This is a genomic window from Nocardia sp. CA-128927 (genome assembly GCF_050955855.1).
Classification (GTDB): Bacteria; Actinomycetota; Actinomycetes; order Mycobacteriales; family Mycobacteriaceae; genus Nocardia.
In genome coordinates this window covers 7,766,269-7,791,667 of record NZ_CP192087.1, presented here as the reverse complement: position 1 = coordinate 7,791,667, position 25,399 = coordinate 7,766,269, and the positions used below count along the sequence as shown (strand labels likewise).

The window sequence follows — 25,399 nt, the reverse complement described above, 5'->3', positions numbered from 1 at the left end:
TCACTTTCGGGCCGAAACTGCCGACGCGATGAACCGAACCGCCCGCTGTCTCGGTATCTCCTACGACAGCCGCCCGCGACATGCGGACAAGTGCCGGTTCCCGGCAAACCGGTGCGGATATCCGCAGGATGAGAGCGTGCAGATGAGCCTGCTGACGGTGCCGTCGCGGCCGCGGATCGGTGCGGTCGCCCAGTGGTGGGTGCTGACCTGCCGGCTGGTCCGGCCGTCCTGGCGCAATGGCGAGCTGGTGACCGCGGTGGTCGCGCCCACCGTGTTCACCCTCGGGTTCTATGTGCCGTTGAACCTGGTGATGAGCGTGTACGGGCACGGACTCAGCAGCTACGCGCAGTTCCTCATGCCGATGATCGTGATGCAGGCGGTGGCCTTCTGTGCGACCTCGGCGGCGTTCCGGGCGGCCAGCGATGCGAAGGACGGGCTGACCATCCGATTCGGATCGATGCCGATGCCTGCGACGGCGCCGCTGGCGGCTCGGATCACCGCCGCCATGTACCGGGCGGTGATCTCGTTGGCTGTCTCCGTGCTGTGCGGCCGGGTGATCGGCGTCGAGTTCTATGGGAGCTGGTGGGAGACAGCGGGGTTCATGGGGTTCGCGCTGTTGGTGGCGTTGTCGCTGTGCCTGGGCGCGGACCTGATCGGCAGCCTCGCGAAGAGTCCGGAGGCGATCACGCAGGCGCTCATCTTTCCGCAGTTGATCCTCGGCCTGGTGTCCACCGGTCTCGCGCCCGCGCGCCAATTCCCGTCCTGGTTGCAGGGTTTCGCTCGCAATCAACCGGTGTCGCAGTTCGTGTACGGAATGCGTGCGCTGGCGGGTGATCCGAGCGGTAACGCGGGTGTCGTCGGCTGGCCGGTGCTCGGGCCGGGATTAGCCTGGGCGGTAGGGATACTCGTGGTGTTCGGCGTGCTCGGTGCGGTGGTTGCGGTGCGGAGGTCGGAGTGACTCGGGCGGACGACCGTGTCGCGGCCGCGAATCTGCCGTTGGTGCACGGGCGGACCGAGACCTGGCGGCTGCTGTTGCCGCAGACAGTCATTCAAACCCGGCGGTTGCTACTGCGTTGGTGGCGTGATCCGTTGACGATGGTGCAGTCGTTGGTGTTTCCGGCGTTGCTGCTTATCGTGCTGAATACGGTTCTCGGCAAACAGATTTCGACGTTCTCCGGAGCGAGTGCGCTGTACGGGTCGGTGCCGATGGTGGCGCTGGTCGGGGTGATGTCGGGGTCGCTGGCCGGGGCGATCACCCTCGGTAGGGAACGTGATCAGGGTCTGCTGGCCCGATTGTGGGTGCTGCCGGTGCATCGCGCGTCCGGGCTCGCCTCGCGGATCCTCGCCGAGGGGGTCCGAATCCTGCTGTGCACCATGGTGTTGTTCGCGGTGGGGATGGTGCTCGGCTTCCGGTTCGAGCAGGGTGTGCTCGCCGGTCTCGCCCTGTTCGGCGTGCCGCTGCTGTACGGTCTCGGCTTCGCGACGCTGGTCACCGCGGTCGCGGTGTTCAGCGCCAAGACGGCTCTGGTGGAGGCGGTTTCGCTCGGATCATCGATCATGATGTTCTTCAGTACCGGTTTCGTGCCGCTGACCGCGTATCCGCGCTGGGCCAAGCCGATCGTCGCGCATCAGCCGATGACGTACGCGATCGATGCGATGCGCGGGCTGTCGCTGGGCGGGGCGGTGCGCGGTCCGTTGCTGGCCACCGTCGCGTGGTCGGTCGGCGCGATCGTGGTGTTCGCGGTTCCTGCGGCCGTCGGGTATCGGCGGGCCAGCCGGAGCTAGCGGCTCATCCGCGCGGCGGTCTCCATGATCATCTCCGCGGAGTCGCGCGGGCTCAACGCCATCGCGCGCAACTGGTCGAAAATGACGCCGAAGCGCCGGATTTCAGGATGGCCCTCGATCAGCTCGTCGCCCGCGATGCCCTCCACGTACACCAACTCGGGGTCGGCCGGGTCGTGGAAGTCCAGCAGGGTGAACGAGCCTGCCATGCCGGGATGCGCGCCCGCGTCGAACGGGAGGATCTGCAGAATCACGTTCTTACGCTTGGTTTCCTGAAGCAGCCGATCCAGCTGGCCGTGCATCACGGCGGGGCCGCCGACGGTGCGTCGAATGGCCGCCTCGTCCATCACCACCCACAGCTCGAGCGGCTCGTCCTTGGTGAGGTTGGCGGCGCGGTCCATTCTGGCGCGCGCCCGGTCCTCCATGATCGCCGCCTCCACCTTCGGCATCGAGGTGTCGATCACCGCCGTCGCGTACTCCATCGTCTGCAAAAGCCCTGGGATGGTGGAGGTCTGGTAGTGCCGCGCGGACAACGCCTCGGCCTCGAAGTTGATGTACGCCGCGTACACCTCCGACACACTGCCCTCGTACGCCCGCGACATCCCCGGCTTCAGCGCGTCCGACAGCAGCTCCATCGCGTCGTCCCGCTGTTCCTCGCTCACCGCGTACAGATCGAGCATCGCCCCCAGAGTGCGCCGCTGCGGCCGAGCCTGCGCGGTCTCGATCCGATACAACGTGGTGACGTTGATCCCGGTCTTCGCGCTCACCTCTTCTTTACTGAGCTCGGCATGCTCGCGCATCTCATGCAGCATCGCGGCCAACCGCCGCAACCGCACGGTGAGGACGGTGCGCTTGCCTGCCATGACAACATCCCTTCGGGCCCGCCTGCGGCGGCAAAATGTGCGACTGAAGGCGCGTTCGTAGGACGAAAGCGTACCGGGTTGTTCCCGCTGGATTCCAAGGTTTCAGGTTCCAAAGTTATGCGACGTGCCCCGCCGCGCCCGTCGAGAAGCTCACGGGACGTTCCCAATCTTCTGAGCAGCTCCCACACCGGAAGCGCTCGGCGCGATCGTTCAGCCGCGTTTGTGGCGGAAAGCGCCGAGACCGTTGCGGCTGAGCATGGACAGGGTCGTTTTCCACCAGGGGCGATCGGGGTCGGGATCGGCGCCTGCGCCCAGGCGATGCAGTTGGTCGGTGTGCCATTGCAGGTCCAGGGCACCGTCGAGGGAACGCAGGCTGGTGAGTGCGGACAAGGGGCCGCGCAGACCCATGGCGATGCCTGCGGTGGTGAGGCGTTCGTCGCGGCCGGTGAGGACCGCGTCGGCGGCGTCGGGGGTGAGGCAGGTGGGTCGGCCGATGCCGACCACGTCGCAGTCTCCGGAAGCGAGGGCGTCCGCCATCGCTCTGCGGGATCGGAAACCACCGGTGACGGCAATGGGGAGGGTGCCCGCGGCGACGCGGGCTGTGCGCGCGTACTCGAGGAAGTAGGCCTCGCGGGCGAGTGTGCTGTCCGCAGGTGGGTCCTTGCGGCCCATCATGGCGGGGGATTCGTAACTGCCGCCGCTGATTTCGATCAGATCGAGGCCCTCGGTGGAGAGCCGCTCGATCACCGTTCTCGACTCACCCTCGGTGAATCCGCCGCGCTGGAAGTCGGCGGAATTGAGCTTGATGCCGACGGCGAAACTCGGTGCCACGGCACCGCGAATACGACGGACGACCTCGACGGCGAACCGCATCCGGCGCTCGGGGTCGCCACCCCAGCGGTCGGTGCGCTGATTGGCGAGCGGTGATAGGAATTGCGACACCAGATAGCCGTGTGCGCCGTGGATCTGCACGCCGTCGAATCCCGCGATCTCGGCGATCCGGGCCGTTGCCGCGTAGCGGTCGACGATCGCCTCGATCTCGGCGTCGGTGAGCGCCCGCGGCGTCGGCATGCCGGGGATCTTCGGGGCGATCGCCGACGGCGCGACCGGGCGGGTCCGGGTGGCCAGCGGATTGGCTTGCCTGCCAGGGTGATTGATCTGCATCCAGATCGGCGCGCCGCCGTCATGGGTTGCTTTAGCCCATGCGGTCAGTGCGTCGAGGTCGCGCTCGTCGTCGACGACAACATTGCCCGGCTCACCGAGATGGCCGCGGTCGACCATCACGTTGCCGGTGACGACCAAGCCGTAACCGCCCGCACCCCAGCGGGTGTAGAGCCGAGTCAAGCGCTGGTCGGGTGCGTTGGCCGGGTTACCGAGGCCTTCGCTCAATGCCGATTTCATCAACCGGTTGGACAGGATCTGCCCGCACGGCAGGGCGAGTTGGTCGGCCAGGGTCGCGGCGGAGGTCATGGCGGGGTCCTTCTATCGTGCGGTACGAACGGCGAGCTGTTTGGCCGCGGCGAGTGGCTCCCACCCCTCGGGGTCGCCCGAGGCGCCGAGGCGGGCGAGGACCTTTCCAGCGCGAATTTCGCCGTCCAGATCGCGCCGACACGCTGCCCCCGCGGCATGCATGCCGGACAGCATCGCGCTCTCCACCGCGGGTCCCCATGCGGTGCTTGCGCCACAGAGGAATAGGCCGCTGATCTCGGTGCGCACGCCGGGTCGGAACGGCCCGAACTGGGTGATGGACATTTCGAGTCCGTACGGGGTGCCGTTGGTGGAGCGGGTGTAGCGGTGCTGGGTCAGCGGCGTGGCCGCCTCCCGCCACACGATGTGCTGCTCGATACCGGGAATGACCTCGGCAACGCGGGCGATCATGATCTCGGTGAACGCCTCCTTCACCCGGAGGTATTCGGAGTTGCGCTGATAGCTGTCATCGCCGACGGCCGGCCAGCTGGGCAGGCCCCAGAATTCCGGTTCGGCGGGTATGAGGGTCATCACCTCGAGCACCGAATTCCCATTTCCCCGCCCGCCGGAAGACGTGGGTGCAGCCGCCGATCACGTCATAGGCCTCCAGCACCAAGGTGCGTTTGCCCGCTGCCGCCAGATAAGCGGCGGCGGTCATGCCACCCATCCCCGAGCCGACGACGATCGCGTCGAAGGTGTGTTCCGCGGTCGCTGCGTCCTGCTCGACGAGAGCGGTCATGTATTTCTCCTCGATCGTGCCTTGCCGGGGCTAGGTCAACGGCACATTCCTGTTACCTGGGGTTACGCTTTGCTACACGGTAGTAGCATGATCGGTCTACCGCAAGAAGGAGATGGGTAAGGTGCGTTCATGACGATGCGTCCGCGTGAGCGGCTCATCATGGGTGCCATCGACCTGATCCGCCGCAACGGTGTCGCGGGCACCGGCATGACCGAGCTGCTCGCGCACAGCAAGACCGCCCGCCGGTCGATCTACCAGAACTTCCCGCGCGGCAAGCAGCAGCTGATCGAGGAGGCGACCCGGATGGCGGGCAAGGTGATGGCGGCGGCCATCACGGCGACCGGGGAGTCCAGTGCCACGGCGGCTCGGCTCGCCGCCTTCGTCCGGATGTGGAAGGACACGCTGGTGGCCGGCGACTTCACCGCGGGCTGCCCGGTGGTCGCGGCCGCGTTGTCGGGATCGGAGGTGCCCGCGGCACCGGCCATCGCCGCCGAGGCCTTCGCCGAATGGGAGGAGCTGATCGCCGATCAGCTGACCAGTGAAGGATTCGATACCGCGCTGGCGCAATCCCTGGCGACCACTGCGGTCGCCGCTATCGAAGGCGCCGTTGTCATGTCTATCGCCTCCCGTTCGGTCACTCCGCTCGACCGGGTCGCGGATCAGCTGGATCATCTGCTCCGAACTAGGCAGTCCGAGCGCGGGGCTTAGTCGGTGGGGTCGGCTTCGAAGTCGGGTCGCGAAAGTGTTGTCCGGCACCAAGGCTTCACGGATCGGAAACCTGGAGAAACCTGGAGTTCGACTTTGACACGTAAGTTCACCCGGTATGACTGGGGAGGGTTCGACCTCGAAGCGGTTCGTGCACATCCTTGCTGTGGTGGCGGCGGCGTTGGCGCTGGTCTTCGGACTGTCGACCGGTGCGCACGATCAGTCGCCCCGGTCGGTGCAGGGGGAGTCGGTCACGCTGGTCAGCGCCGCTGTCCCGCAACGCGCCTGGGACACGCTGGCGCGGATCGATGCGGGTACCTGGCCGCCGAATGATGGGTCGGGGACCAAAGGCGGTGGGACCTGGTCGAATCGGGAGGGGACGTTACCCAGTGCCGATTCGGCGGGGCGTCGGATCAACTATCAGGAGTGGGACGTCAATATCAAGAAGCCGGGGCAGAGTCGCGATGCTGAGCGCATCGTCACCGGCAACGATCGATCGGCTTGGTACACCGGCGATCACTACGCCACATTCACCCGCATGCGCTGAGACATTCCCTCGCTTGGGTGGAGTGGCGTAATCGGACTCGAGCGCTGTTCGCAACCCGCCTTGACGTGTTTCGCGGCCAACGCCGCGGCCTCCGGCGGCGCTGAGCAACCGGTCGGCATCCCTTCTGACGCATGTTGATCCGCTATCAGGACTCGCGACCGGCGCGCTGAACGCAGGTCGGGTACTCGCACGGGGAATCGGCTCGCGCATCGCCCGAGGTCCCCTGTTCACCAGGCGCTGAAGCTGTTGTCCAGCTGTGAAACCGGGCGCCTGAAGATGCGCTTACAGACGTGTCGCAGCAATGCAGACGCACTCTTGCGTTCTTGCAACGGTAAGTGCATGATCCAGCTAGCCTAGTTGTGAACAACCGATCCGATGACCGGGATAACCGAATCGAGAGCCAATTATGTTGGTACAAAGCGTGTTGGAGTCTGGCGAACTCGGGGTGTGGCAATGAGTGCGCCTACGGTGGGTGTCCTGCCTACTGCTCCGCAATTGTTGTGCGCCTTTCAGGGACGCCGTTTCCAAGATCGCGAAATGCTGCGCTCCGCGCACGCGCTCGCGGAGCTGCATGCGCGCAGGCAGCAGGTGCGGGATTCCGCGCTGATCGTCGAAATCGACTGTCGCCGAAGCGAACTCGTCGACGACATCAATGATTGGATCGGCAAGGAGATCCCCCAGCATCGTAACGGTGCGTCGCTGCACACGGAAAGCCTCGGTGCGGTGGTGGACCGAATGGCGCGCAGCTGGGTGGACGCCAATCAGGCCATTGACGTCGACGGCGCGCGCAGTGACAACACCCATAAACATTGGTACCACCTGGCAGAACTTGTCGATGGGTACACTGATTTGGTAACCGACGTGGCCGGTGGCCGTCGTCGATTGCCCGAGCAGTGATCTTTTCGACTGTCAGATTTCACCGCGATAGTGACACTGCCCCGACAGCGTCGCTTGCTCAAAAGGCGATGTCCCAGGGTTGTCATCCGACCAGTGACCCCCTCTGGACGATCACGTCGCCTGCACAGTGACGGCGGGCGCAACGGGGCGCCCCGCCCGGCGTGCCGCGTGGTCGACTGGCGCGGCACGCCCGCTGAGAACCTCGGCATTCTCTGCAATCACTCGGCAATGGTGAAGATTTCGTGCGCCGCCACCCGAACGTTGCTCTGCCCGTGCGTCCGCATTCGGGCGAGTAACTCCACCCAGGTGGCCGTCCAGCCGAAGTGATTGCCGCACTGCGAGATCAACGCCAGCGCGGCCAACGCGGTCGCACTGTCCACGTCCGCGGACAGGTCGCGCGCCACCCTCGTCATGGTCTCGGCATCCATCCGCTGCCCAGTCCGCACCAGCTGCGCCCGCAGCTGTTCAGCCGGATAGACAACCAGGGCGCCCCGCGCCAGCCCGCACGCCTGCTGGATCGACCGCACGCTCGACGCGGCATCGGCCCAACGGATCTGGGCGAGCAGCAGATCGATCGCAAACCGCCGCCACTGCGTCTCGCCGGCCAGCCGCTCGGCCACGACGACCGCCGTCGCCCGCGCCTTGTCCGCCACCCGGGCCGAGGCGCCGAGATTGGTGAGCAGTATCGAGAGTCGCTGTCGCGCAGGAAGATCACGACCGGCGATGACAATGTCCTCGGCGGCCAGCAGTCGATCCACCGCGGCCGGAATCTCGGACCGGAAATCACCGCCGACGAGCACCCGCGCGGCCTGCCGCCACAGCCCGGCCTCGCCGAGATCGGCGAGCCTGCGCACCAGCATGTCGCCGGTGTCGGCGGGCGCCCAGCGCTGCCACCCGCTCAGCACCCGCATCGCCTCGGTGGCCAGCTGGACATCGGCGCCGCCCGCCATCTCCCGCACCAGCGCGGCCATCTTGCGCCGCTGCGGAATCGGTAGGAGCGCGGGCGTGAGATTCAATGCCTGGCCTGCCACCGCCGGATCGTGCGACGCGTCGGCCAGGATCTGCCAGGCCTCGTCGTGCTCCAACAGCCAGCGACAGGCGAAGACGACCGCGCGTTTCACGTCGCGATGCTGGCTCGGCCGATCCCAGATCGCCCGGATCGTCGCCATCGCCTCCGGCACATGCAGCGCCGCGAGCAGCCGCACGCCCTCCTTCAGTGAGGTGATCTTCGGCGAATCCAGCAGCGGGGTGAGCGCGGCCGCGAGCCGATCCGGGGCGATGCTCCTGGCCCGGGAAGCGATGCCGCTCACCGCGACTCGCGCCCGATCGGAATCCACATACCGGCCGAGCACGCCGATCGCGGCCTCCGCCTCGACACTGCGGCCGAGCGCGGTGAGCGCCGCCTCGGCCACCGTCAGCTCGGCGTGCTCGGTGTAGCCGACCAGGCGCGCGAAGCTACCGGGCAGGCGGCCCAAACGCAGTACCGCCCACTGCTTCTCCCAGGTCGAGGATTCCTTCGACCGCACCAGCCCGGTGAGCGCCCGCGCGTACAGCTCGATCTGCCGCGGGGTCCACCCGTCGAAGCCATCCGGAAAGTCGGGCACCAGACGCACTTTCGGCGCGATGAAACGGCCCGGCGTGGCACCGTTGAGCACCGAGTCGAGCAGATCCGTTCGGCGGGTGGCGATCACGTGCTGCACCCGTGGTAGCGAGATGAGCGAGCGGTCCCGATTCAGCAGGATGCCGAGGTGCTCGTCGCGCGTGGCCCGGTTGGCCAGCGCCAGATCCACCGCGCTGCGGATCACCGCGTCGTTGCGTGCGCCGGTGGCCCGCAGCAGTAACTGCTGCAACGGCGCGACGTTCCACGCGCGTTCCCTCAGGCCGCCGGCCAGGCCGAGGGTGAGGCCCCATTCATCGCGCACGGCATCACCTTCGAGTCGCCGACGCAGTGCCGCGAATAGCCGATGTTCCGCGCCGCGTGGCAGGTTGCGGTCCAGGTCCCACAGCGGCACCGAGCCCGCATGCGCCGCAAGGCTTTCGACCAACCGGAGCGCCGTTTCCGTGCAGGCCGGATCGTCGACCCGGGCACCGTGGACCAGCAGCGCGCGAGCCAGCACGCCGACCGCGCCGGTGGTCGTCGTCGATCGATCGCGGGCTTGCAGCGCGTCCGTGCCCAGAATCTCCAGCGCGGGTAGGTGTTCGGTGCGCAGCAGGGTCGGTGGGATCTGGTTGATCGCCTGTAACGCGGTGCACCGCACCGGATCCTGCTCGTTGCGCAGGCGGCGCAGCGAATCGAGCAGCGCGCCGACCACCGCCGGGTCGCGGCTGCCCACCGCCGCGACCACCAGCAGCGGATAGGCCTCCGCACGCTCGTCGGCCGTCGGGCGGCGGATGCTCTCGTGCAGGACGGGTTCGGCTTCCTCCCACGACAGCCGGGCGATGAGCCGCTCCCGGACCGGCCGATCGTCGGAACCGCCTTGGCGAGAAAGCAATTCACGGGCCAGTGTCGCGCGCTCGTGCCTGGGCAGGCTGTCGAGCGCGTCGAGATCGACCTGCGCGGCATCGACGCCGGGCCGGATGAACACCTGCCGCACCAGTTCGGTGCGCCGCCCCGGTGGCAGGGCGTGCAGGAATCGCCGCCGGTGGTTCACCGAATACGCGGAGCATACGGCGATCAGTCGATCGTCAGGGAGCTCGCGCAACGCGGTGAACAACGCACGTCCGGCGAGGCAGTTGCCGCGGCCGCTCGGATGCAGGATCAGCTCGACGACGGCATCGGGGTCGTGCCGAGTCAGCTTGCCCGCGATCGCATCCAGGTTGCGGAGCTGCACGTACTGCACCGCGCGCGCGGCGAGGGCGAGTAGTCGGTCCGGGTCGCGGATCGCGAAGGTGTCCGCGCCCGCGCTGATGCGCAGCCACAACTCGGGCCAGTCGGACTCGCCTGCTTGGGCCGCCAGGTCCGTCAGGTAGGTGAGCACCGCCGCAGCGTGCCTGCGGCTCAACGTCTGCCAGTTCGGCGCCGCGTAGGCGAACTCGGGCAGTTGCTCGGTGACGACCCGCGTCGAGCAGTAGGGCAGAATGCGCGCCGCCTCGGCATCCCCGTAGAGCCGCCGGACCTCGGGCAGCAAGCCGTCGGCCAGGCCGACGTCGCGGGTGCGGCGGCCGATCGCGCGATACAGCACCCGCCGCGTCCGGTGTGCCATCCGGGGCAGCCGCTCGATCAGCAGCTGCGGCTCGACGCCGATCCGGACCAGCGCGACGACCGCGCGCGCGACGAACTCCTGTCCCGTCGAATCCAGTTGGCCGAGAAGGTGTTCACGGTCGGCGGCGATCGCGGCCAGGTGAATCGAGAGGATCCGCTCGTAGCGTCCGCGCCCCGCCAGATCGGTCAGCAGCGCGCTGAGCTCAGCCGTGCCGGCCATCCGCAACGCCACCGCCGCGATGGCCCGGCGCCGCTGCGGCGCGGACAACGGCTCGATGTCCTTCACTAGCTTCGTCGCCGGTGATGCCATATGTTCGACCGCCAACCTTCCCTCGGATGCGGAGGAAACCCCCGTGGTCGTTGTGAGGATATGTCGCGCACACCGGGTTTCGCCGGACCGAGATCGAAACGGCCCGCGCTACACCCGCGCCGCGGTCAGGTCGCGACCGCGCCGCGGGCCTCCCGGCGCTCTCTGCGGCGGCGCAGATAGCGGCGGATGCGGGTGGCGAGGAAGGCCACCAGGATCAACCCGATCAACAGCAGCACGCCCGCGACGATGGCCGCCGGGAGCGGATGGAAAATGGCCAGGGTCACGATGCCCGCGACGGAGACGTCCTCGGCGGTGCTGGTCACGATGTTGGTCACTGGTTCCGGCGAGGTATTGATCGCCATCCTGGTTCCGGCCTTGACCAGGTGGCTCGCCAGCGCCGTCGCACCGCCGACCGCGCCTGCGGCCAGCTCGGGCAGCGAACCGTCTTGTCCCGCAAGCAAAGCCGCGACGACGGCACCCGAGGCGGGCCGGACCACGGTGTGCAGCGCGTCCCAGAACGAATCGAAGTACGGAATCTTGTCCGCGACCGCCTCGATCAGGAACAGCACCGCGGCGGCGATCAGCACGTCGGTGCGCTGCAGCGCGTCCGGCACCGAATCGGACAGGCCGGTGCGGCCGAAGAGGCCGAGCAGCAGCACCACGGCGTAGGCGTTGACGCCGCTCGCCCAGCCCGCGGTGAAGATCAGGGGAAGTGCTGACACGACGTCATCCTAGGTCGAGACGCGGCCGCCCGCCCCGACCACCGAGAACACGCCCAGCCGCACACCCTTTGATTTCTCGCAGACGGAATCGCATGCCATTCCATCTGCGGGAAATCAGAAAGTGTGCGGCTGTGGTCAGCGCAGGGCGGCGCGGCTGCGGAGGCGGCCGAGGAGGACGAGCGCGACGAGGGTGACCAGGACCAGGAGCGTGGTGCTTGCGGCGGCGTCGAAGACCTCGCCGCGGTCGGTTTGGGCGAAGATGCCGACCGGGAGGGTCTTCCAGGTGGCCGGGTAGACCATGATGGTCGCGCCGAGTTCGCCCATGGACAGGGCGACGGCGAGTCCGGCGGCAGCGCCGAGTGCGGGCAGTAGTAGCGGCAGCGTCACCTGGCAGAGGACCCGGAGGGGATTCGCGCCGAGCGATTCGGCGGCCTCGCGGTAACCGGGGTCGAGCCGGTCCAGGGCGGCGGCGACCGCGCTGAACGCGTACGCCAGCACGAGCACCGAATGCGCAAGGATGACAATCCATTTGGTGCCGCCGAGCAGCACGGGACGCTCGTTGAACGCGATCAGCACACCGAGGCCGATGGCCACCGACGGGACCGCGACCGGTAGATGGAACACCGCGTCGGTGCAGCGCCGCCACCAGCCGGGCGCCTCGCGCGAGGCCAGTGCCGCCCAGGTGCCGAGGATCAGCGAGACGGCGCCGGCCAGCAGCGCGGTCTGCAGGCTCACCGAGAGGCTGGCCGCCTGCTCGCCGGACAGCGCGCGCCCGAAGTTGGCGAAGCCGAGGTCCGAGGGCAGCGGGCCGGTCCAGTGCCCGGCGAACGCGGCCGCGACGACGGTGGCGATCGGCGCGACGAACACCACGAACACCACGAGTGCGAACGCGGCGAGTACGACGGCCCGGCCGCGCTTGGTCCACATCAGCATGGCGTCAGTTCTCCTTCCGGGCGGTGAACCGGGCGAAGATCAGCCGGTACCCGATGTACAGCGTGAGCGACAGCAGCACCTGCACCGAGGCGAGTACCGCGGCGCCGGGCAGATCGAAGGTGACGATGCCGCGGGTGTAGATCAGCGCGGGCAGCGTGATCACGCCCTTGGCGCCGGTGAACAGCACGATGCCGAACTCGTTGAGCGTCAACAGCAACACCAGGCTGCCGCCCGCCGCGAGCGCGGGCCAGGCCTCCGGCAGCACCACCTGGCGCAGCACCCGCCACGGCGAGGCGCCGAGACTGGCTGCCACGTCGAGCTGTTCGCGCGGCAGTTGCGCGAACGCGGCGAGCAGCGGGCGCACCACGAACGGCGTGAAGAAGGTGATCTCGGCCAGGATTACGCCGAGCGGGGTACTCAGGAAGTTCAGTGCGGGTTCGTTGTTCCCGGTGATGCGGGTGATCAGCGCATTCACCGCGCCCGCCGTGCCGTACAGGAAGGTGAATGCCAGCGTGATGAGAAACGACGGCAGCGTCAGCACGGTGTCGATGAGCCGCCCGACCACCTGCGACCCGGGAAACGGCACGAACGCCAACACGATCGCCAGGAACGTGCCGAGCACCAGGCAGCCCGCGACCGAGGTCACCGCGATGAACACGGTGCGCCACAACGCATCCCGGAACGACTCGGATCCGAGTACCTGCGACCAGACCGAAGTGCCCCGGCCGCTCGGCGTCACCGTGGACTCGGCGAGCACCCGCACGATCGGGTACACGGCGATGAACAGCACCACCAGCAGCGGCGGCAGGCTCCACAGCACGGGCTTCCAGTTGCGTTGCCGCACCGGCTGACTCGACGGTTCGGGCGCGGCAATCGGCTCGAGCACCGCAGGTACGCTCATGACCGACCGCCTTCTCCCCGTCGTCCCGCTGGCCTGCCGCATACCACTTGATTCCCCGCACACCGAATGGCATGCGATTGCGTGTGCGGGAAGTCAGAAGGTGTGCGCGAATTCTGACGGCGCCTCATTGCGAGACCTCGCGGGGGGTTGTGTGGCCGACGGCGCGGGGGATCAGGACACCGGCGGGGTCGGGGAAGCGGACGCCGACGACGGCACCGATGGCGGTGTCGACCTGGCCGGGGACGTCGGCGGTGACCTCGTCGGCCAAGCCGTCCACCGCGACATTGAGGCGGGTGGATGCGCCGCGCCAGACTGCCGAGACGACCGTGCCGCGCAATGCGTCTCGCTCGGCGGTCGCGCCGATGCGCACGGTGTGTGGGCGCACGCACAGCAGGGCGGGGGCGTCGAGGGTCCAGTTCTCTTGGCCGACACCGGGTGTCGGTGCCTCCGCGCGCAGGGTCTGGGTGCCGACGGTGACCAGTGCCGAACCGCCCGACAGCCGGTTCACGGTGCAGGGCAGCAGATTTGCGCCGCCCAGGAATGCGGCGGTGAAGTCGCTGGGCGGCCGCCGCCAGAGGTTCTCGGCGGTGTCGATGTCGACCAGGTGGGCGTCGCACATCACCGCGATGCGGTCGGCCAGTGCGAGCGCCTCGGACTGGTCGTGCGTGACGTACAGCATCGCCGTGTCCGGCAACGCCTTTCGCAGCAGTTGCAGCTCGCCGAGCATGGACTGCCGCAACTGGGCGTCCAGCGCCGCGAGCGGCTCGTCCAGCAGCAGCACCTTGGGTCGGATGGCCAGCGCCCTAGCGATCGCCACCCGCTGCTGCTGGCCGCCGGACAGCTCCCTGGGCAGCCGCTTGGCGTAGGCGCCCATACCGACCATGGCCAGCGCCTCGGTCACCCGGGCGCCGATCTCGTTGCGCGGCACCCGATGTGACTTCAACCCGAAGGCGACATTGCCGTGCACACTCATGTGCGGGAACAGCGCGTAGGACTGCACGACCACGCCGATCCCGCGCTTGGCGGGGGACAGGTCGGTGACGTCGCGGCCGGCCAGCCGGACCGCGCCCGAGGTCGGCCGGACGAATCCGGCCAGGGCCTTGAGTGCGGTCGACTTGCCGGAGCCGCTCGGTCCGAGCAGGGCGACGGTCTCGCCCGCGGCGACGCGCAGCGTGAAATCGGCCAGCGCGACAGTGGTTTTGCGGCCGCTCCGGTAGCTGACCCCGACCCGGTCGAACACGATCGCCGGTTCGCTGGTGGCGGTTCGAGACGGGGCGGTGGTGGATGTTTTCTTGAGCGAGCGTAGCGAGCGATCAGTAGATACAGCCGCCTTGGCGCTCATGGTGGAGCCGAGCGCCAGCGAGACGGAGTCATGAGCGTCACCGGTGGACATGTCGACTCCCTATGTGGTTGAGGGCGTTTCAGCTACCGGTGGCCTTCTGGTAGGCGGCCAGGTCGCCGTCCAGATCGGTGAGCACCTTGTTCCAATCGACCGGAAGCACCTCGACACCCTTGAGTGCCGCACTCGGCGACGGACCCGCCCCGGTGGCCGGGGCATCACGCAGTTCCGCGCGGGCGGGCACCGCGAAAGCGTCCGGGCCCAGCGTCTTCTGCACCTGCGCGGAGAGCAGGAACTCCATCAGCTTCGTCGCGTCGGACTTGTGCGGTGCGCCCTTGGCCAGGCCCATCACGTAGGGGACCGCGACGGTCGACTTCTTGCCGTCGGCGGCGGCCGGGAAGAAGACGGTGAACTTCGAGCCCTTCTCCTTGATGGTGCTCAGGTTCATCTGCACGTCACCGTTGGCGAGGGTCAGCTCACCCTTGTCGACCTTGGCCTGCAGCTTGCCGGTGGACGAGGACGGCCCGACATTGTTGGCCTGCAACTTGTTCAGGTAGTCCAGCGCGCCCTGCTTGCCGAGCAGCTTCTGCAGCAGGATCAGCACGGCGGTGCCGTCACCGGCCTGGCCGGGTGTCGAATACTGCAGCTTGCCTTTGAATTCCGGCTTCAGCAGGTCGTCCCAGGTGAGCTTGGTGGCGTCGACCGACGGGTTGGCGATGAAGCAGAGGTAGTTGTTGGCCAGGGTGACGTACTTGCCCTCGGCGTCCTTGTCGGCCGCGGGGACCGAACTGGTGTCGACGCCGCTGTCCTGCAGCAGCCCACTGGCTTTCGCCTTCTGGATGAACGGCGGCAGCGTGACGAGCAGGTCGGCCTGCGGGTTGGCCTGCTCCTTGTCGACCCGGTTGACGACCTCGCCGGAACCGGCCTCGACCAGGTTGACCGCGATCCCGGTCTGCTTCTTGAATTCCGCGAACTGGGTCTGGTACCAGGGGCCGACACCGTCGGCGGAGTAGACCGTGACGGTCTTGCCGCTCTCGCTCTCGGTGCCGGTGCCGCCACAGGCCGCGGTGGCCGCGACGGCGGTGGCGGTGGCGACGAGCAGCGCGGTGCGGGCGAGGGTGCGTGCCAGCTGGGCCGGCTTGTACGAAGTACGCACGATGACTACAACTTTCGGTTCGTGAGGAGTGTCGGAGTCGGAGGGGCGGGTGGACCGTCGGCGGCGGAGGCCGGTGGACGGAGTCAGGTGTGGTCGGCGAGTGCCAGTTCGGCGAACTCGACCACCGACGGCACGACATGGGTGGCGCCCGCCGCGCGCAGCTGCGCGTCGTCGTGTGCGCCGGTGAGCGTGCCCGCGACGATCCGGGCGCCCGCGGCCAGGCCGGTGGCGATGTCGCTCGTCGTATCGCCCAGTACCGCAACGCGATCCACGGCGTCGGCCTGCAACCGCAGCAGCGCGGTGAGCACCATGTCGGGGTAGGGGCGGCCGCGTCCAGCATCCGATGGTGCCAGGGTCAGGTCGGCGATGTCTTTCCAGTCCAGCGCCTGCAGCAGGCGGTCCTGGGTGGACCGGCTGAAGCCGGTGGTGAGCGCGACCTTGACGCCCGCGCCGCGCAGCTTGGTAATGGCCTCGGCCGCACCGGGAATCGGGGTGATGTCGACCTCGTCGATCAATGCCTCGTACGCACTCTCGAAGGCGCGGTTGGCTTCCTGGGCGCGATCCTCGTCGGTCAGCAGCGCACGGAAGACGGTGATCTTCGACTGACCCATCGTGTCCAGCACGTACTTCCGGGCCTGCTCGCGTTCCGGCCCTTCGGCTGCGATGCCCGCCGCGGTGGCGGCTTCGTCGAAGGCGCGCAGGACCAGGCCGCCGTCGGCGACGGTGGTGCCCGCCATGTCCAGCACGGCCAGTTGAATGGTGTTGTCGGACAACGTAATCCTCACAGGTTCAGCAGGTCGGCGGTTTGCTCGCCGATCGCGGGTCCAAGGGTCATGCCGCGGCCACCGGGGCCGGTGATCACCCACGTGTGCTCGCCCGCCTCGGCGCGGGCGACGATCGCGGTCGGGTCGGTGCTCTGGCTGTACACGCCGGCCCAGCGCCGAACCACCTGCGGCAGTTTGCGTCCGAGCAGTTCCTCGGTGACCGCGGTGAGGTGCTCGTACGGCGCCTCGTCCACGTCGAACGCGAATGGCTCGTCGTACTCGTGGGTGTCGCCGATGGTGAGCCCGCCATGCAGCCGCTGCACGCAGAGCAGCTGCATCTTGTGTTCGGCGGCGGTAGCCGATTGGGACTGTTCGCGATTCAGCGTGTCCACCTCGTCGCCCGCGAAGCCGGGGTAGTAGCGGAAGCTGTCGCCGTCCGCGATGGCGGTGGTGAGCGGTTCGCCGAGCGGCGCGGTCTGCATCATCTGCAGCCGGACCCGGCGCACCGGCAGGTTGTCGACCAGCTCGCGGGTCAGGCCGCTGTGCGCGGCGCCGGGGCAGGCCAGCACCAGATCGGCGTCGAAGCGGCGGCCCTGGTCATCCCGCACGGTCGCGCCCGCGCCGGTGTCGATGACCGACCTGGCCTCGGTGCTGGCGTGGAAGGTGTACCGGCCCGTGGCCGCCATGTAGGCGCGCAGCGCGGGCAGTGCTTGCCGCGACTCGACCGCGGCGTCCGTCGAACAATGCAGTCCGGCAAAGAATTTGCCGCGCAGCGCGGGGTTGATCGCACGCACCTGCTCCGGTTCGAGCAACTCGAACCCGCGCGCGTCGGCCGACGGACCGACCGCGGCGGCCTCGGCGACAGCGAGCTCGGCAGGCGTGCGGACCAGCGTGATGGACCCGGCGGGGCGGAACCCGACGCCGGGCACCTGGCCGCCGATCTCCTCCCACAGCTCCCGCGAGCGCAGCGTCAGCGCCAGCTCGGCGGCGGAGCGCCCGGAGACCCACACCAGGCCGAAGTTTCGTACCGTCGCGCCGCGGGCCTCGGTCTCCCGCTCCAACTGCACGACCTCGTGACCGCGGCGGACGGCGGCCAGGGCGTGTGCGGTGCCGAGGATCCCACCTCCGATGATGACCAATCGCATGGTCCCCATGGTGCACATTGGTCTAGACCAAGGGGTGTTTCCTGCGCTAACGCCAGGTTAACAATTGGTATAGACCAATTGCGGGTAGGCTGTGCCACATGGAAGCAACGGAGGTGGAGGGGGTCGGCGCCGCGGTGGCACCCGACGACATACGCGGCGGGCGCGCCGAATTCGCGCTACCCGACCGGCTGCCGAAGTCGTATCGCGTGCGTACCGAGCTCGAGACGATCCTCAGCGGCCTGGACGAGGGTGATCCGGTGCCCTCGGAGCGTGATCTTGCGGTCCGGTTCGAGGTGGCGCGCGAGACAGTGCGGCAAGCGCTGCGAGATCTGCTGGTGGAGGGGCGAATTCGCAGGCAGGGGCGCGGCACCGTGGTCTCTCGGCCGAAAATGGTGCAGCCCTTGTCTCTTCGCTCCTACACCGAGGGTGCCATCAGTTACGGCCGCGTCCCCGGCCGTCTGCTCGTCAGTTGGGACGACGTGCCCGCCGATGCCGACACCGCGCGCGATCTCGCTGTGCCCGTGGGGACTTCGGTGATGCACCTGGAGCGCGTACTGCTCGCCGACGGCGAACGCATCGGCTTGGAGAGCACGTTCCTTCCCCTGCACCGCTTCGCCGGTCTCCGCACCACCTATGACCCGACCACGTCGCTGTATGCCGCGGTGCGCGGTTCGGGAGTGATCTTCGGCCGCGCCACCGAACGCATCGAAACGGTGCTCGCGTCCCCGCGGGAGGCCGCGTTGCTCGAATGCACCACGGCCCTACCGCTTTTGCTGCTGCACCGCCGCAGCCTGGATGCCGACGGTGAACCGATCGAGCGGGTCCGTGGCCTCTACCGTGGCGACCGCATCGCCTTCGAGGCGCACCTCACCAAGTAAGCCCGCTCGCTCAGTGGCTGTCAGGCGGGAAACAGGCGGCCCATCGAGTGGATTTCGTTCACGTCCGCGCTGGTGATGAAAGACCAAGGGGCGGTGAAAAAGCCGTTCTTGCCCCAGTTCGGGCCCCATGAATTCTCGATGGTCACCCCGTTGGCATCGTATGCGACGATGGTGACCTCGTGGCCGCCCAAGATTTTCTCGCGGGTCGATGGATTGTAGTTGTCATGGGTGCTGTCCAGGTCTTCGAAGCTTTCCCGGACATCGAATCCGAACGGCACCGGCAGGCCGGAGGCGATCGCCTTCTTGATGTTGGTGACGATATCGCCCTTGGACAGATCCAGTGCTCCGGACAGTTTATAATGGGCGGCGTTCGTGCGTTCCTTGGCGTCGGGCTGAGTCGTGTAGTCGAAATCGCCCTGCCAGTAATCGGCTTTGGTGTCGATGCCCTGCTGCTGTTCCAGCGGCAACGCGACTCCGGCGTAGGTGCCTTGATCGTTGCCCTGTGCGATCTGCGCGTAGATGAACATGGGGGCCATCGGATCGCCTGCGATCTGCTGTTCGTTCATCAGTACCCCGTACCCGGTATACCCGGTTGCCCAGGTGACGCACGATCCGACGGGGCCCTGATCGCCTGCGGGTAATGCGTACTGGCGCAGCGAATATGAGGCTGGTGGTGCACCGATCGCGCCCAGCGTGACCGGCAGTGCCGAGCCGACGGTGGTATCCCGGCTGAGGCTGTCGTGGGCGGCCGCGCGATCGAGTCCGAACGCATGGTGCTTGAGCTGCGGAGCGGGTTCGTCCGGGGCGGCGTGCGCGGTGGCCGACACCGCGAGGCTGATTCCCAGGGCGGATACGAGAGCGGTGGACAAGCGCGAATAGTGCAAGGTTCCTCCTGCTGAGCCCCCATGATCCATCACTTCTGGATGGAATGATCGGCGAACTGAACAGGGAGTGTTCCACGGCATTTCGGCGGCGACAATATAAAAGTCAGGCTGATTCATTTAAGTCGTTGTTAACGACGGTGTCTCGCAAGTAAATTCGCCCAAGTCGCCCATATGCACTGTGATTCGATGCGGCGGTATTGCGGCCGGGTGTGCGGATATGTAGCGTGCCATGGTATTTCCGCTCGGAAGGATGAGGCATGGCGTCGAAATGGAAGCTGGTCTGCGGCCCTGTCGCGATATTCCTCGCCTGCGCAGTCCACGGCTCCGCCGTCGCCGACCCGGGTCCCGCCGACGGGCATTCTTACGGCTTGGTGGTGACGCCGAACCTGCCTCGGGTGCCGGAACCTCGCAGCGCCGCCTTCGGTGCGCAGACCCTGCCGTATCTCCAGCAGACCCAGATCGCGGATCAGTGGTGCTGGGCCGCCGACGGCTCCTCGATAGCCACCTATCTGCACCGGCCGATCAGCCAGAATCAGTACTGCGCACTGGTACACGGCGTCAGCGCCGAGGGTGCCTGCCCGAATGAGGAGGCATCGCTCGAGCAGATCGCCTCGGCTTTCCGCGGGATCGGTTTCGATGCGGCCGTCGGCGCACCCTTGTCGATGGCCAAGGTCATCGATGAGATCTCGGCCAATCGCCCGATCCTCAGCGGTATCGCGTGGGCCGCGGGTGGCGGGCACGCGCAGGTGATCTACGGCTTCGACAAGGATGCCGGGACCATCACGTACGGCGATCCGTGGCCGTCCTCGCGGCGCAGCGTCACGCAGGCGATCGACTCCTACAGCCGGAATTCGGACTGGACGTGGTTCGGCGAGGATTACGGCATCGCGCCCCGATGAGGGGATCGGTTTCATGGTTCGCGATCGGCGCCTTGGCCGTCGGTCTGGCGCTGTCGGGTTGTGCGAACAACGGTCCATCCGAGATGGCGTGGGAGAGCGAGCCACCCGACAGTGCCATCGACAGCGCGATCGGCACTCCGGCGGCGCAGCGTCTCGCGGGATCGTTCCTTCGATCGTCGGATGCGTCGAATGATGTAGGGGCCGCGGCACTTCGGCGAGCGGGTGCGCCGGTCACGGTGTACGCGACCGATCCGTCGTTCCGTGACGATCCCGGACGCACCCTCGAGCGCGCCGGGATCGCGTCCTATATCGCGGTGCCGGTCGACCTGGCTGGGCGAAGTGCCGCCGATACGGTGCAGTTGGAACCGTCGCCGCCGTATCTGCCGCGGGCCATGGCGACGGGGGTGGAAGAGACGAGCCAACCGCGCGCGGCCGATGTCCGGCTGCTGCTCGACTATCCGACCCATACCTGGTTCGCTTGGACGCGAACCAGGGTCACCGTGCTCACCTCGGGTACGACCCCGGCATTGGCGGGCAAAGAGTTCGACAGCGCGGAGTTCCGCGCCTGGCTGCAAACCCGTTGACCCGCCGCGCACCTTTTCGTTCGATGCGCACGAAACAGCGAGCAATTTCGTACGCGTGACGCGACAATGTGCGCCGCTCTGCCACTGCCACGCGCCTCGCACCGCCGCGCACCGACTTGCTTGCCGCGCACGGATTTACGTGCCGCGCATCGACTCGCGCGGCGCGCACGGAATCGTCAGTGATTTCGTGCGCGGGGCGTCGATATGTGCGCGGCGCAATGGGTTTCCACTCAGCCGACCTGCGGTGCGACCTTCGCGCCGAGCAGTTCGATGTTGTGCAGCACCTTCTCGTGCGGCAGGGTGCCGACGCTGGTGTGCAGCATGAATCGGTCCAGGCCGAGGGTGTCGCGGATGTCGGCGATCTTCTCGGCGACGTAGTCGGGGTTACCGACGAACAGCGAACCCTCTTTCGAGCGCAGGCCGTCGAACTGGGCCTTGGTCATCGGACCCCAGCCGCGCTCCCGGCCGATGACGCTCATGGCCAGTGCGTACGGCTCGTAGAAGTCGGCGACCGCCTGCTCGTCGGTGTCGGCGATATAGCCGTGCGCGTGCACCGCCACCGGCTGCTTCTCGTGCCCGCCCTCGGCGAGGGCGCGGTGGTACAGATCGACCAGCGGCTTGAACCGGGCGGGCTGACCACCGATGATCGCGATGGCCAGCGGCAGGCCGAGCAGTCCGGCACGGACCACCGATTCCGGGGAACCACCGACCGCGATCCACACCGGCAGCGGCCGGTTGTCGGTGCGCGGGTAGACGGTGGCGTTGCGCAGCGGTGCGCGGAACTTGCCGGACCAGGTGACCGGTTCGTCCTCGCGGATGTGCAGCAGCAGCGCCAGCTTCTCCTCGAACAACTCGTCGTAGTCGGACAGGTCGTAGCCGAACAGCGGGAACGACTCCGTGAAGGAACCGCGCCCGGCCATCAGCTCCGCGCGACCGTTCGACAATCCGTCCAGCGTCGCGAAATCCTGATACACGCGTACCGGATCGTCGGAGCTCAGCACGCTGACCGCGCTGGTCAGCTGGACCTTCTCGGTCCGCGCCGCGATGGCGGCCAATACGACCGCAGGCGAGGAGGCGGCGAAGTCTTTGCGATGGTGTTCGCCGACGCCATACACGTCCAAGCCGGCCTGATCGGTGGCGACAGCTTCCTCGACCACCTGACGCAACCGCTCGGCCGCACTCGGCGCGGGCCGGTCGCCGACCGGGTACAGCTCGGCGAACGTCGTGAGTCCCAATTCCACGGTCGAGCCTCTTTCCTCAGTAGTGTCGATGTCAACCAATAGCGTAAACGGACCACGGTCCGTAGGTATTCCGCCTGGCCTCCGGTGCCGCGTCGGTCTGGCGCGTGGGCGTACGCGGCGGGGGCCGATTACGCTGTTCGCTATGTCTGTCCGCACTCGCAAGCCGCTCGTCCCCGGCACCCAGTCACCCACCCGCGAGGTCCCGCGCACCATCGAGCGCCCGGAGTACGCGTGGAAGAAGACCGTCAACGAGGGCCGCGAGCCCTGGGTGCAGACGGCCGAGACGATCGACAAGATGCGGATCGCGAGCAAGATCGCGGCACAGGCGCTGGAAGAGGCGGGCAAGGCGGTCGCGCCCGGCGTCACCACCGACGAGCTGGACCGGATCGCGCACGAGTACATGTGCGACCACGGCGCGTACCCGTCGACCCTGGGCTACAAGGGATTTCCGAAGTCCTGCTGCACCTCGCTGAACGAGGTCATCTGCCACGGGATTCCGGACTCCACGGTGATCGGTGACGGCGACATCGTCAATATCGACGTCACCGCCTACATCCACGGCGTGCACGGCGACACCAACAAGACCTACCTGGCCGGTGACGTGGACGAGGACGTCCGGCTGCTGGTCGAGCGGACCGAAGAGGCGACCCTGCGGGCGATCAAGGCGGTCCGGCCGGGCCGGGCGCTGAACGTCATCGGGCGCGTCATCGAGTCCTACGCCAACCGCTTCGGCTACGGCGTGGTCCGCGACTTCACCGGGCACGGCGTCGGCCCCACCTTCCACAGCGGCCTGGTGATCCTGCACTACGACCAGCCCGCCATCGAGTCGATCATCGAACCCGGCATGACGTTCACCATCGAGCCGATGATCAACCTCGGCGGCATCGACTACGAGATCTGGAACGACGGCTGGACCGTGGTCACCAAGGACCGCAAGTGGACCGCCCAGTTCGAACACACCCTCGTCGTCACCGACACCGGCGCGGAGATCCTGACGCTGCCGTGAGAAACCGCAACAGACGCACGCCCTTTGATTTCCCGCACACGGAATCGCATGCGAATTCATGTGCGGGAAATCAAGAGGTGTGCGGCTGTCGGTCGGCGCGGTGAAGGGCGCGCTGCTCGTCGCGGGGACTACGTCGGACGCGGGGAAGAGCGTTGTGGTGGCTGGTATCTGCCGGATGCTGGCGCGGGGTGGGGTGCGGGTGGCGCCGTTCAAGGCGCAGAATATGTCGAACAACTCCGTGGTCACCCTCGACGGCGGCGAGATCGGGCGGGCGCAGGCGCTGCAGGCGCAGGCGTGCGGGCTCGAGCCGAGCGTGCGATTCAACCCGGTGCTGTTGAAGCCGGGCAGCGATCGGCGCTCGCAGCTGGTGGTGCGGGGTAAGGCGGTCGGCACGGTCGGCGCGCGGGACTACTTCCAGCACCGTCAGCGGCTGCGCGAGGTGGTCGCCGACGAACTCGCTTCGCTGCGTGCCGAATTCGACGTGGTGATCTGTGAGGGGGCGGGATCGCCCGCCGAAATCAATCTGCGGGCAACGGATCTGGCGAACATGGGTCTCGCGCAACCGGCGCGGCTCCCGGTGCTGCTGGTCGGCGATATCGATCGCGGCGGCGTGCTGGCCCACCTCTTCGGCACCGTCGCCATCTTGGAACCCGAAGACCAGCAACTGATTTCCGGGTTCGTGATCAACAAGTTCCGCGGCGACGTCGAGCTGCTGCGTCCCGGCCTGGACCGGCTGACCGAGCTGACCGGCCGACCCACCCTCGGCGTGCTCCCGTTCACCGAGGACCTCTGGATCGACGCCGAGGACTCCCTGAGCACCATCGCGGACGCACCGGTCGGCCGCCCGCTCCCGCCGGTCGGCACCGAGTGGCTGACCGTCGCCGCGATCCGGCTGCCGCGCATCTCCAACTCCACCGACATCGAGGCGTTGGCCTGCGAGCCAGGGATTTCGGTGCGCTGGGCCAGCGAACCGTCGAGGCTCGCGGGCGCCGACCTCGTCGTGCTGCCCGGCAGCAAGGCGACCGTGTCGGACCTGGAGTGGTTGCGGCGCACCGGAATCGCCGACGCCCTGCGCACGCGTGCGCAGGCGGGCGGTCCGATCCTCGGCATCTGCGGCGGCTATCAAATGCTGGGCAAGCGAATCGTCGACTCGATCGAGTCGGGCGCGGGATCGGTCGACGGGCTGGGCCTGCTGGACCTGGAAATCGAATTCGCCGATCCGAAAGTGTTGCGCCGCAGCAGCGGCCACAGCACTACGGGAATCCCGGTGCACGGCTACGAGATTCACCACGGCCGAGTGGTCGGCAATGGCGATCCGGCCTGGCTCGACATCAACGGCGAACCGGAAGGCAGTGTGCGCGGCCCGCTCTGGGGCACCCATCTGCACGGCCTGTTCGAATCCGACGACTTCCGCCGGGCCTGGCTGGGTTCCGTCGCCGCGGCGGCCGGACGCACGGGTTTCGTTGCCGCCGAAGATACTTCCGTCGCCGCCGTGCGCTCCACCCAACTCGACATGCTCGCCGACCTGATCGAGCACAACCTCGATCTCGCCCAGCTGGAGCGCCTGCTCACCGACGGCGCACCCACCGATCTGCCCACCCTGGCGACCACCGCGTTCCCCACTTCGGCAACCTCGCGTACATGAACTGTTGACGCGACGAACGCTGCCCCTTACCTTTCAGTAAGGAATTCGGCTCCGGGTAAGGCGCGGGTCGGTGGGCGTGGGAGAAGCACGGGTCGGTGACTGAAGTGGCAGCAGACAAGAAGTCCAACAGCAGGGCGGGAAACGTGGTGTCCGCGACCGTGACCAGCAAGGGGCAGATCACCATACCGATCGACGTCCGGGTCGCGATGGGTCTGCGCGCCGGGGTCCGGGTCGCCTTCGTGCCCACCGTCAACGGCACCTATGAACTGGTGCCGGAGACCCGAACCATCAAGTCCCTCAAGGGAATAGTCGGCTGGTCCGGCTCGCCGATCGGCCTCGAGCAGATGAACGAGGCGATCACCGGAAACGTCGTGGAAGGCAAGCAGAAATGATCGGTCTGGACGCCAATGTGCTGATCCGCTACCTCACCCAGGACGATCCGGAGCAGTCCGCGCGCGCCAACCAGGTGATCGACGGCCTCAGCGAGAGCCGCCCCGGTTACGTGACGATGATCGTGCTCGCCGAGATCCACTGGGTGCTGCGCCGCGGCTACAAACAGGACCCGGAGGCGGTCACCGACGTGCTGCTCGGCCTGCTCGACTCGACCGAGATCGTGGTCGAACGCGCCGACACCGTCCGCCAGGCGCTGCGCCAGGCCGCCGACGGCGCGGATTTCGCCGACGCACTCATCCAGCAATTGGGCCAGGAGGCGGGCTGCGACCTCACCGTCACCTTCGACCACAACGCCGGTGAACGCGCGGGCATGCGGCTACTGGCCTGACCAGAAGAC

General features: G+C 67.7%; 26 protein-coding genes. 12 read left to right on the top strand and 14 right to left on the bottom strand.

The window, feature by feature from the left end:
* The first annotated feature begins 142 nt into the window (after positions 1-142).
* Both ACQPW1_RS35985 and ACQPW1_RS35980 read left to right on the top strand, forming a co-directional pair.
* Positions 143-958, top strand: coding sequence for an ABC transporter permease (locus ACQPW1_RS35985; protein WP_433665436.1), 816 nt, complete (start codon positions 143-145; stop codon positions 956-958).
* Positions 955-1,785, top strand: a complete 831-nt coding sequence (locus tag ACQPW1_RS35980; protein WP_433656771.1) for an ABC transporter permease — start codon at positions 955-957, stop codon at positions 1,783-1,785. The genes ACQPW1_RS35985 and ACQPW1_RS35980 overlap by 4 nt, the downstream gene beginning before the upstream one ends.
* Here the strand turns inward: ACQPW1_RS35980 and ACQPW1_RS35975 are convergent.
* The 4 genes from ACQPW1_RS35975 to ACQPW1_RS35960 form a co-directional block, all read right to left on the bottom strand.
* On the bottom strand, positions 1,782-2,645 hold the full coding sequence (locus ACQPW1_RS35975; RefSeq protein WP_433656769.1) for a helix-turn-helix domain-containing protein: 864 nt from the start codon (positions 2,643-2,645) through the stop codon (positions 1,782-1,784). The genes ACQPW1_RS35980 and ACQPW1_RS35975 overlap by 4 nt on opposite strands.
* A gap of 210 nt (positions 2,646-2,855) precedes the next feature.
* A complete protein-coding gene (locus ACQPW1_RS35970; protein WP_433656767.1) occupies positions 2,856-4,115 on the bottom strand; it encodes an NADH:flavin oxidoreductase/NADH oxidase family protein in 1,260 nt (419 codons plus the stop codon).
* Positions 4,116-4,127: 12 nt separating this feature from the next.
* Positions 4,128-4,643, bottom strand: coding sequence for a phytoene desaturase family protein (locus ACQPW1_RS35965; protein WP_433656765.1), 516 nt, complete (start codon positions 4,641-4,643; stop codon positions 4,128-4,130).
* Positions 4,579-4,851 carry an FAD-dependent oxidoreductase gene (locus tag ACQPW1_RS35960; RefSeq protein ID WP_433656763.1) on the bottom strand — a complete coding sequence of 91 codons (273 nt, stop codon included), beginning with the start codon at positions 4,849-4,851 and terminating at the stop codon, positions 4,579-4,581. The genes ACQPW1_RS35965 and ACQPW1_RS35960 overlap by 65 nt, the downstream gene beginning before the upstream one ends.
* Positions 4,852-4,980: 129 nt before the next feature.
* Between ACQPW1_RS35960 and ACQPW1_RS35955 the strand changes: the two genes are divergently transcribed.
* The 3 genes from ACQPW1_RS35955 to ACQPW1_RS35945 all read left to right on the top strand — a co-directional run bounded on the left by ACQPW1_RS35955 (position 4,981) and on the right by ACQPW1_RS35945 (position 7,000).
* Positions 4,981-5,559, top strand: coding sequence for a TetR/AcrR family transcriptional regulator (locus ACQPW1_RS35955; RefSeq protein ID WP_433656761.1), 579 nt, complete (start codon positions 4,981-4,983; stop codon positions 5,557-5,559).
* Between the two features lie 115 nt (positions 5,560-5,674).
* Positions 5,675-6,103, top strand: a complete 429-nt coding sequence (locus tag ACQPW1_RS35950) for a ribonuclease domain-containing protein (protein ID WP_433656759.1) — start codon at positions 5,675-5,677, stop codon at positions 6,101-6,103.
* Between the two features lie 537 nt (positions 6,104-6,640).
* On the top strand, positions 6,641-7,000 hold the full coding sequence (locus ACQPW1_RS35945) for a DUF4254 domain-containing protein (protein ID WP_433665435.1): 360 nt from the start codon (positions 6,641-6,643) through the stop codon (positions 6,998-7,000).
* A gap of 218 nt (positions 7,001-7,218) precedes the next feature.
* Here ACQPW1_RS35945 and ACQPW1_RS35940 read toward each other — a convergent pair whose 3' ends face one another.
* From ACQPW1_RS35940 to ACQPW1_RS35905, 8 genes are all read right to left on the bottom strand, one after another.
* On the bottom strand, positions 7,219-10,512 hold the full coding sequence (locus tag ACQPW1_RS35940) for a hypothetical protein (RefSeq protein WP_433656757.1): 3,294 nt from the start codon (positions 10,510-10,512) through the stop codon (positions 7,219-7,221).
* A 125-nt stretch (positions 10,513-10,637) separates the two neighbouring features.
* Positions 10,638-11,234 (bottom strand): DUF4126 domain-containing protein, encoded by a 597-nt coding sequence (locus tag ACQPW1_RS35935; protein WP_433656755.1) that lies wholly within the window; start codon positions 11,232-11,234, stop codon positions 10,638-10,640.
* 135 nt (positions 11,235-11,369) lie between these two features.
* Positions 11,370-12,167 (bottom strand): ABC transporter permease, encoded by a 798-nt coding sequence (locus ACQPW1_RS35930; protein ID WP_433656753.1) that lies wholly within the window; start codon positions 12,165-12,167, stop codon positions 11,370-11,372.
* 4 nt (positions 12,168-12,171) lie between these two features.
* The gene (locus ACQPW1_RS35925; protein WP_433656751.1) at positions 12,172-13,068 is read right to left on the bottom strand and encodes a 2-aminoethylphosphonate ABC transporter permease subunit; all 897 of its coding nucleotides are present in this window, start codon (positions 13,066-13,068) and stop codon (positions 12,172-12,174) included.
* A 124-nt stretch (positions 13,069-13,192) separates the two neighbouring features.
* Entirely contained in the window at positions 13,193-14,410 is a 1,218-nt protein-coding gene (locus ACQPW1_RS35920; RefSeq protein ID WP_433665434.1) for an ABC transporter ATP-binding protein, read from the bottom strand.
* 79 nt (positions 14,411-14,489) lie between these two features.
* The gene (locus tag ACQPW1_RS35915) at positions 14,490-15,563 is read right to left on the bottom strand and encodes a 2-aminoethylphosphonate ABC transporter substrate-binding protein (protein ID WP_433656749.1); all 1,074 of its coding nucleotides are present in this window, start codon (positions 15,561-15,563) and stop codon (positions 14,490-14,492) included.
* 83 nt (positions 15,564-15,646) lie between these two features.
* Positions 15,647-16,336 carry a phosphonatase-like hydrolase gene (locus ACQPW1_RS35910; protein ID WP_433656747.1) on the bottom strand — a complete coding sequence of 230 codons (690 nt, stop codon included), beginning with the start codon at positions 16,334-16,336 and terminating at the stop codon, positions 15,647-15,649.
* Positions 16,337-16,344: 8 nt separating this feature from the next.
* Positions 16,345-17,472, bottom strand: a complete 1,128-nt coding sequence (locus tag ACQPW1_RS35905) for a TIGR03364 family FAD-dependent oxidoreductase (protein WP_433656745.1) — start codon at positions 17,470-17,472, stop codon at positions 16,345-16,347.
* Positions 17,473-17,570: 98 nt separating this feature from the next.
* On the opposite strand from ACQPW1_RS35905, the gene ACQPW1_RS35900 reads away from it, so the two are divergent.
* Positions 17,571-18,350, top strand: a complete 780-nt coding sequence (locus ACQPW1_RS35900) for a GntR family transcriptional regulator (RefSeq protein WP_433656743.1) — start codon at positions 17,571-17,573, stop codon at positions 18,348-18,350.
* A gap of 20 nt (positions 18,351-18,370) precedes the next feature.
* Here ACQPW1_RS35900 and ACQPW1_RS35895 read toward each other — a convergent pair whose 3' ends face one another.
* Positions 18,371-18,877: a C1 family peptidase gene (locus ACQPW1_RS35895; RefSeq protein WP_433665433.1), complete on the bottom strand. Its 507-nt coding sequence runs from the start codon at positions 18,875-18,877 to the stop codon at positions 18,371-18,373.
* A gap of 614 nt (positions 18,878-19,491) precedes the next feature.
* On the opposite strand from ACQPW1_RS35895, the gene ACQPW1_RS35890 reads away from it, so the two are divergent.
* Positions 19,492-20,133 carry a papain-like cysteine protease family protein gene (locus ACQPW1_RS35890; RefSeq protein WP_433656741.1) on the top strand — a complete coding sequence of 214 codons (642 nt, stop codon included), beginning with the start codon at positions 19,492-19,494 and terminating at the stop codon, positions 20,131-20,133.
* Positions 20,130-20,717 carry a hypothetical protein gene (locus tag ACQPW1_RS35885; protein WP_433656739.1) on the top strand — a complete coding sequence of 196 codons (588 nt, stop codon included), beginning with the start codon at positions 20,130-20,132 and terminating at the stop codon, positions 20,715-20,717. Before ACQPW1_RS35890 ends, ACQPW1_RS35885 begins: the two co-directional genes overlap by 4 nt.
* A 230-nt stretch (positions 20,718-20,947) precedes the next feature.
* On the opposite strand, the gene ACQPW1_RS35880 is transcribed toward ACQPW1_RS35885, so the two are convergent.
* A complete protein-coding gene (locus ACQPW1_RS35880) occupies positions 20,948-21,958 on the bottom strand; it encodes an LLM class flavin-dependent oxidoreductase (RefSeq protein ID WP_433656737.1) in 1,011 nt (336 codons plus the stop codon).
* A gap of 142 nt (positions 21,959-22,100) precedes the next feature.
* On the opposite strand from ACQPW1_RS35880, the gene map reads away from it, so the two are divergent.
* The 4 genes from map to ACQPW1_RS35860 all read left to right on the top strand — a co-directional run bounded on the left by map (position 22,101) and on the right by ACQPW1_RS35860 (position 25,390).
* Positions 22,101-22,964 carry a type I methionyl aminopeptidase gene (gene map, locus ACQPW1_RS35875; protein WP_433656735.1) on the top strand — a complete coding sequence of 288 codons (864 nt, stop codon included), beginning with the start codon at positions 22,101-22,103 and terminating at the stop codon, positions 22,962-22,964.
* Positions 22,965-23,064: 100 nt separating this feature from the next.
* Positions 23,065-24,609, top strand: coding sequence for a cobyric acid synthase (locus ACQPW1_RS35870; RefSeq protein ID WP_433665432.1), 1,545 nt, complete (start codon positions 23,065-23,067; stop codon positions 24,607-24,609).
* Between the two features lie 95 nt (positions 24,610-24,704).
* A complete protein-coding gene (locus ACQPW1_RS35865; protein ID WP_433656733.1) occupies positions 24,705-25,001 on the top strand; it encodes an AbrB/MazE/SpoVT family DNA-binding domain-containing protein in 297 nt (98 codons plus the stop codon).
* Positions 24,998-25,390 carry a PIN domain-containing protein gene (locus ACQPW1_RS35860; RefSeq protein WP_150405688.1) on the top strand — a complete coding sequence of 131 codons (393 nt, stop codon included), beginning with the start codon at positions 24,998-25,000 and terminating at the stop codon, positions 25,388-25,390. The genes ACQPW1_RS35865 and ACQPW1_RS35860 overlap by 4 nt, the downstream gene beginning before the upstream one ends.
* Positions 25,391-25,399: the final 9 nt, after the last annotated feature.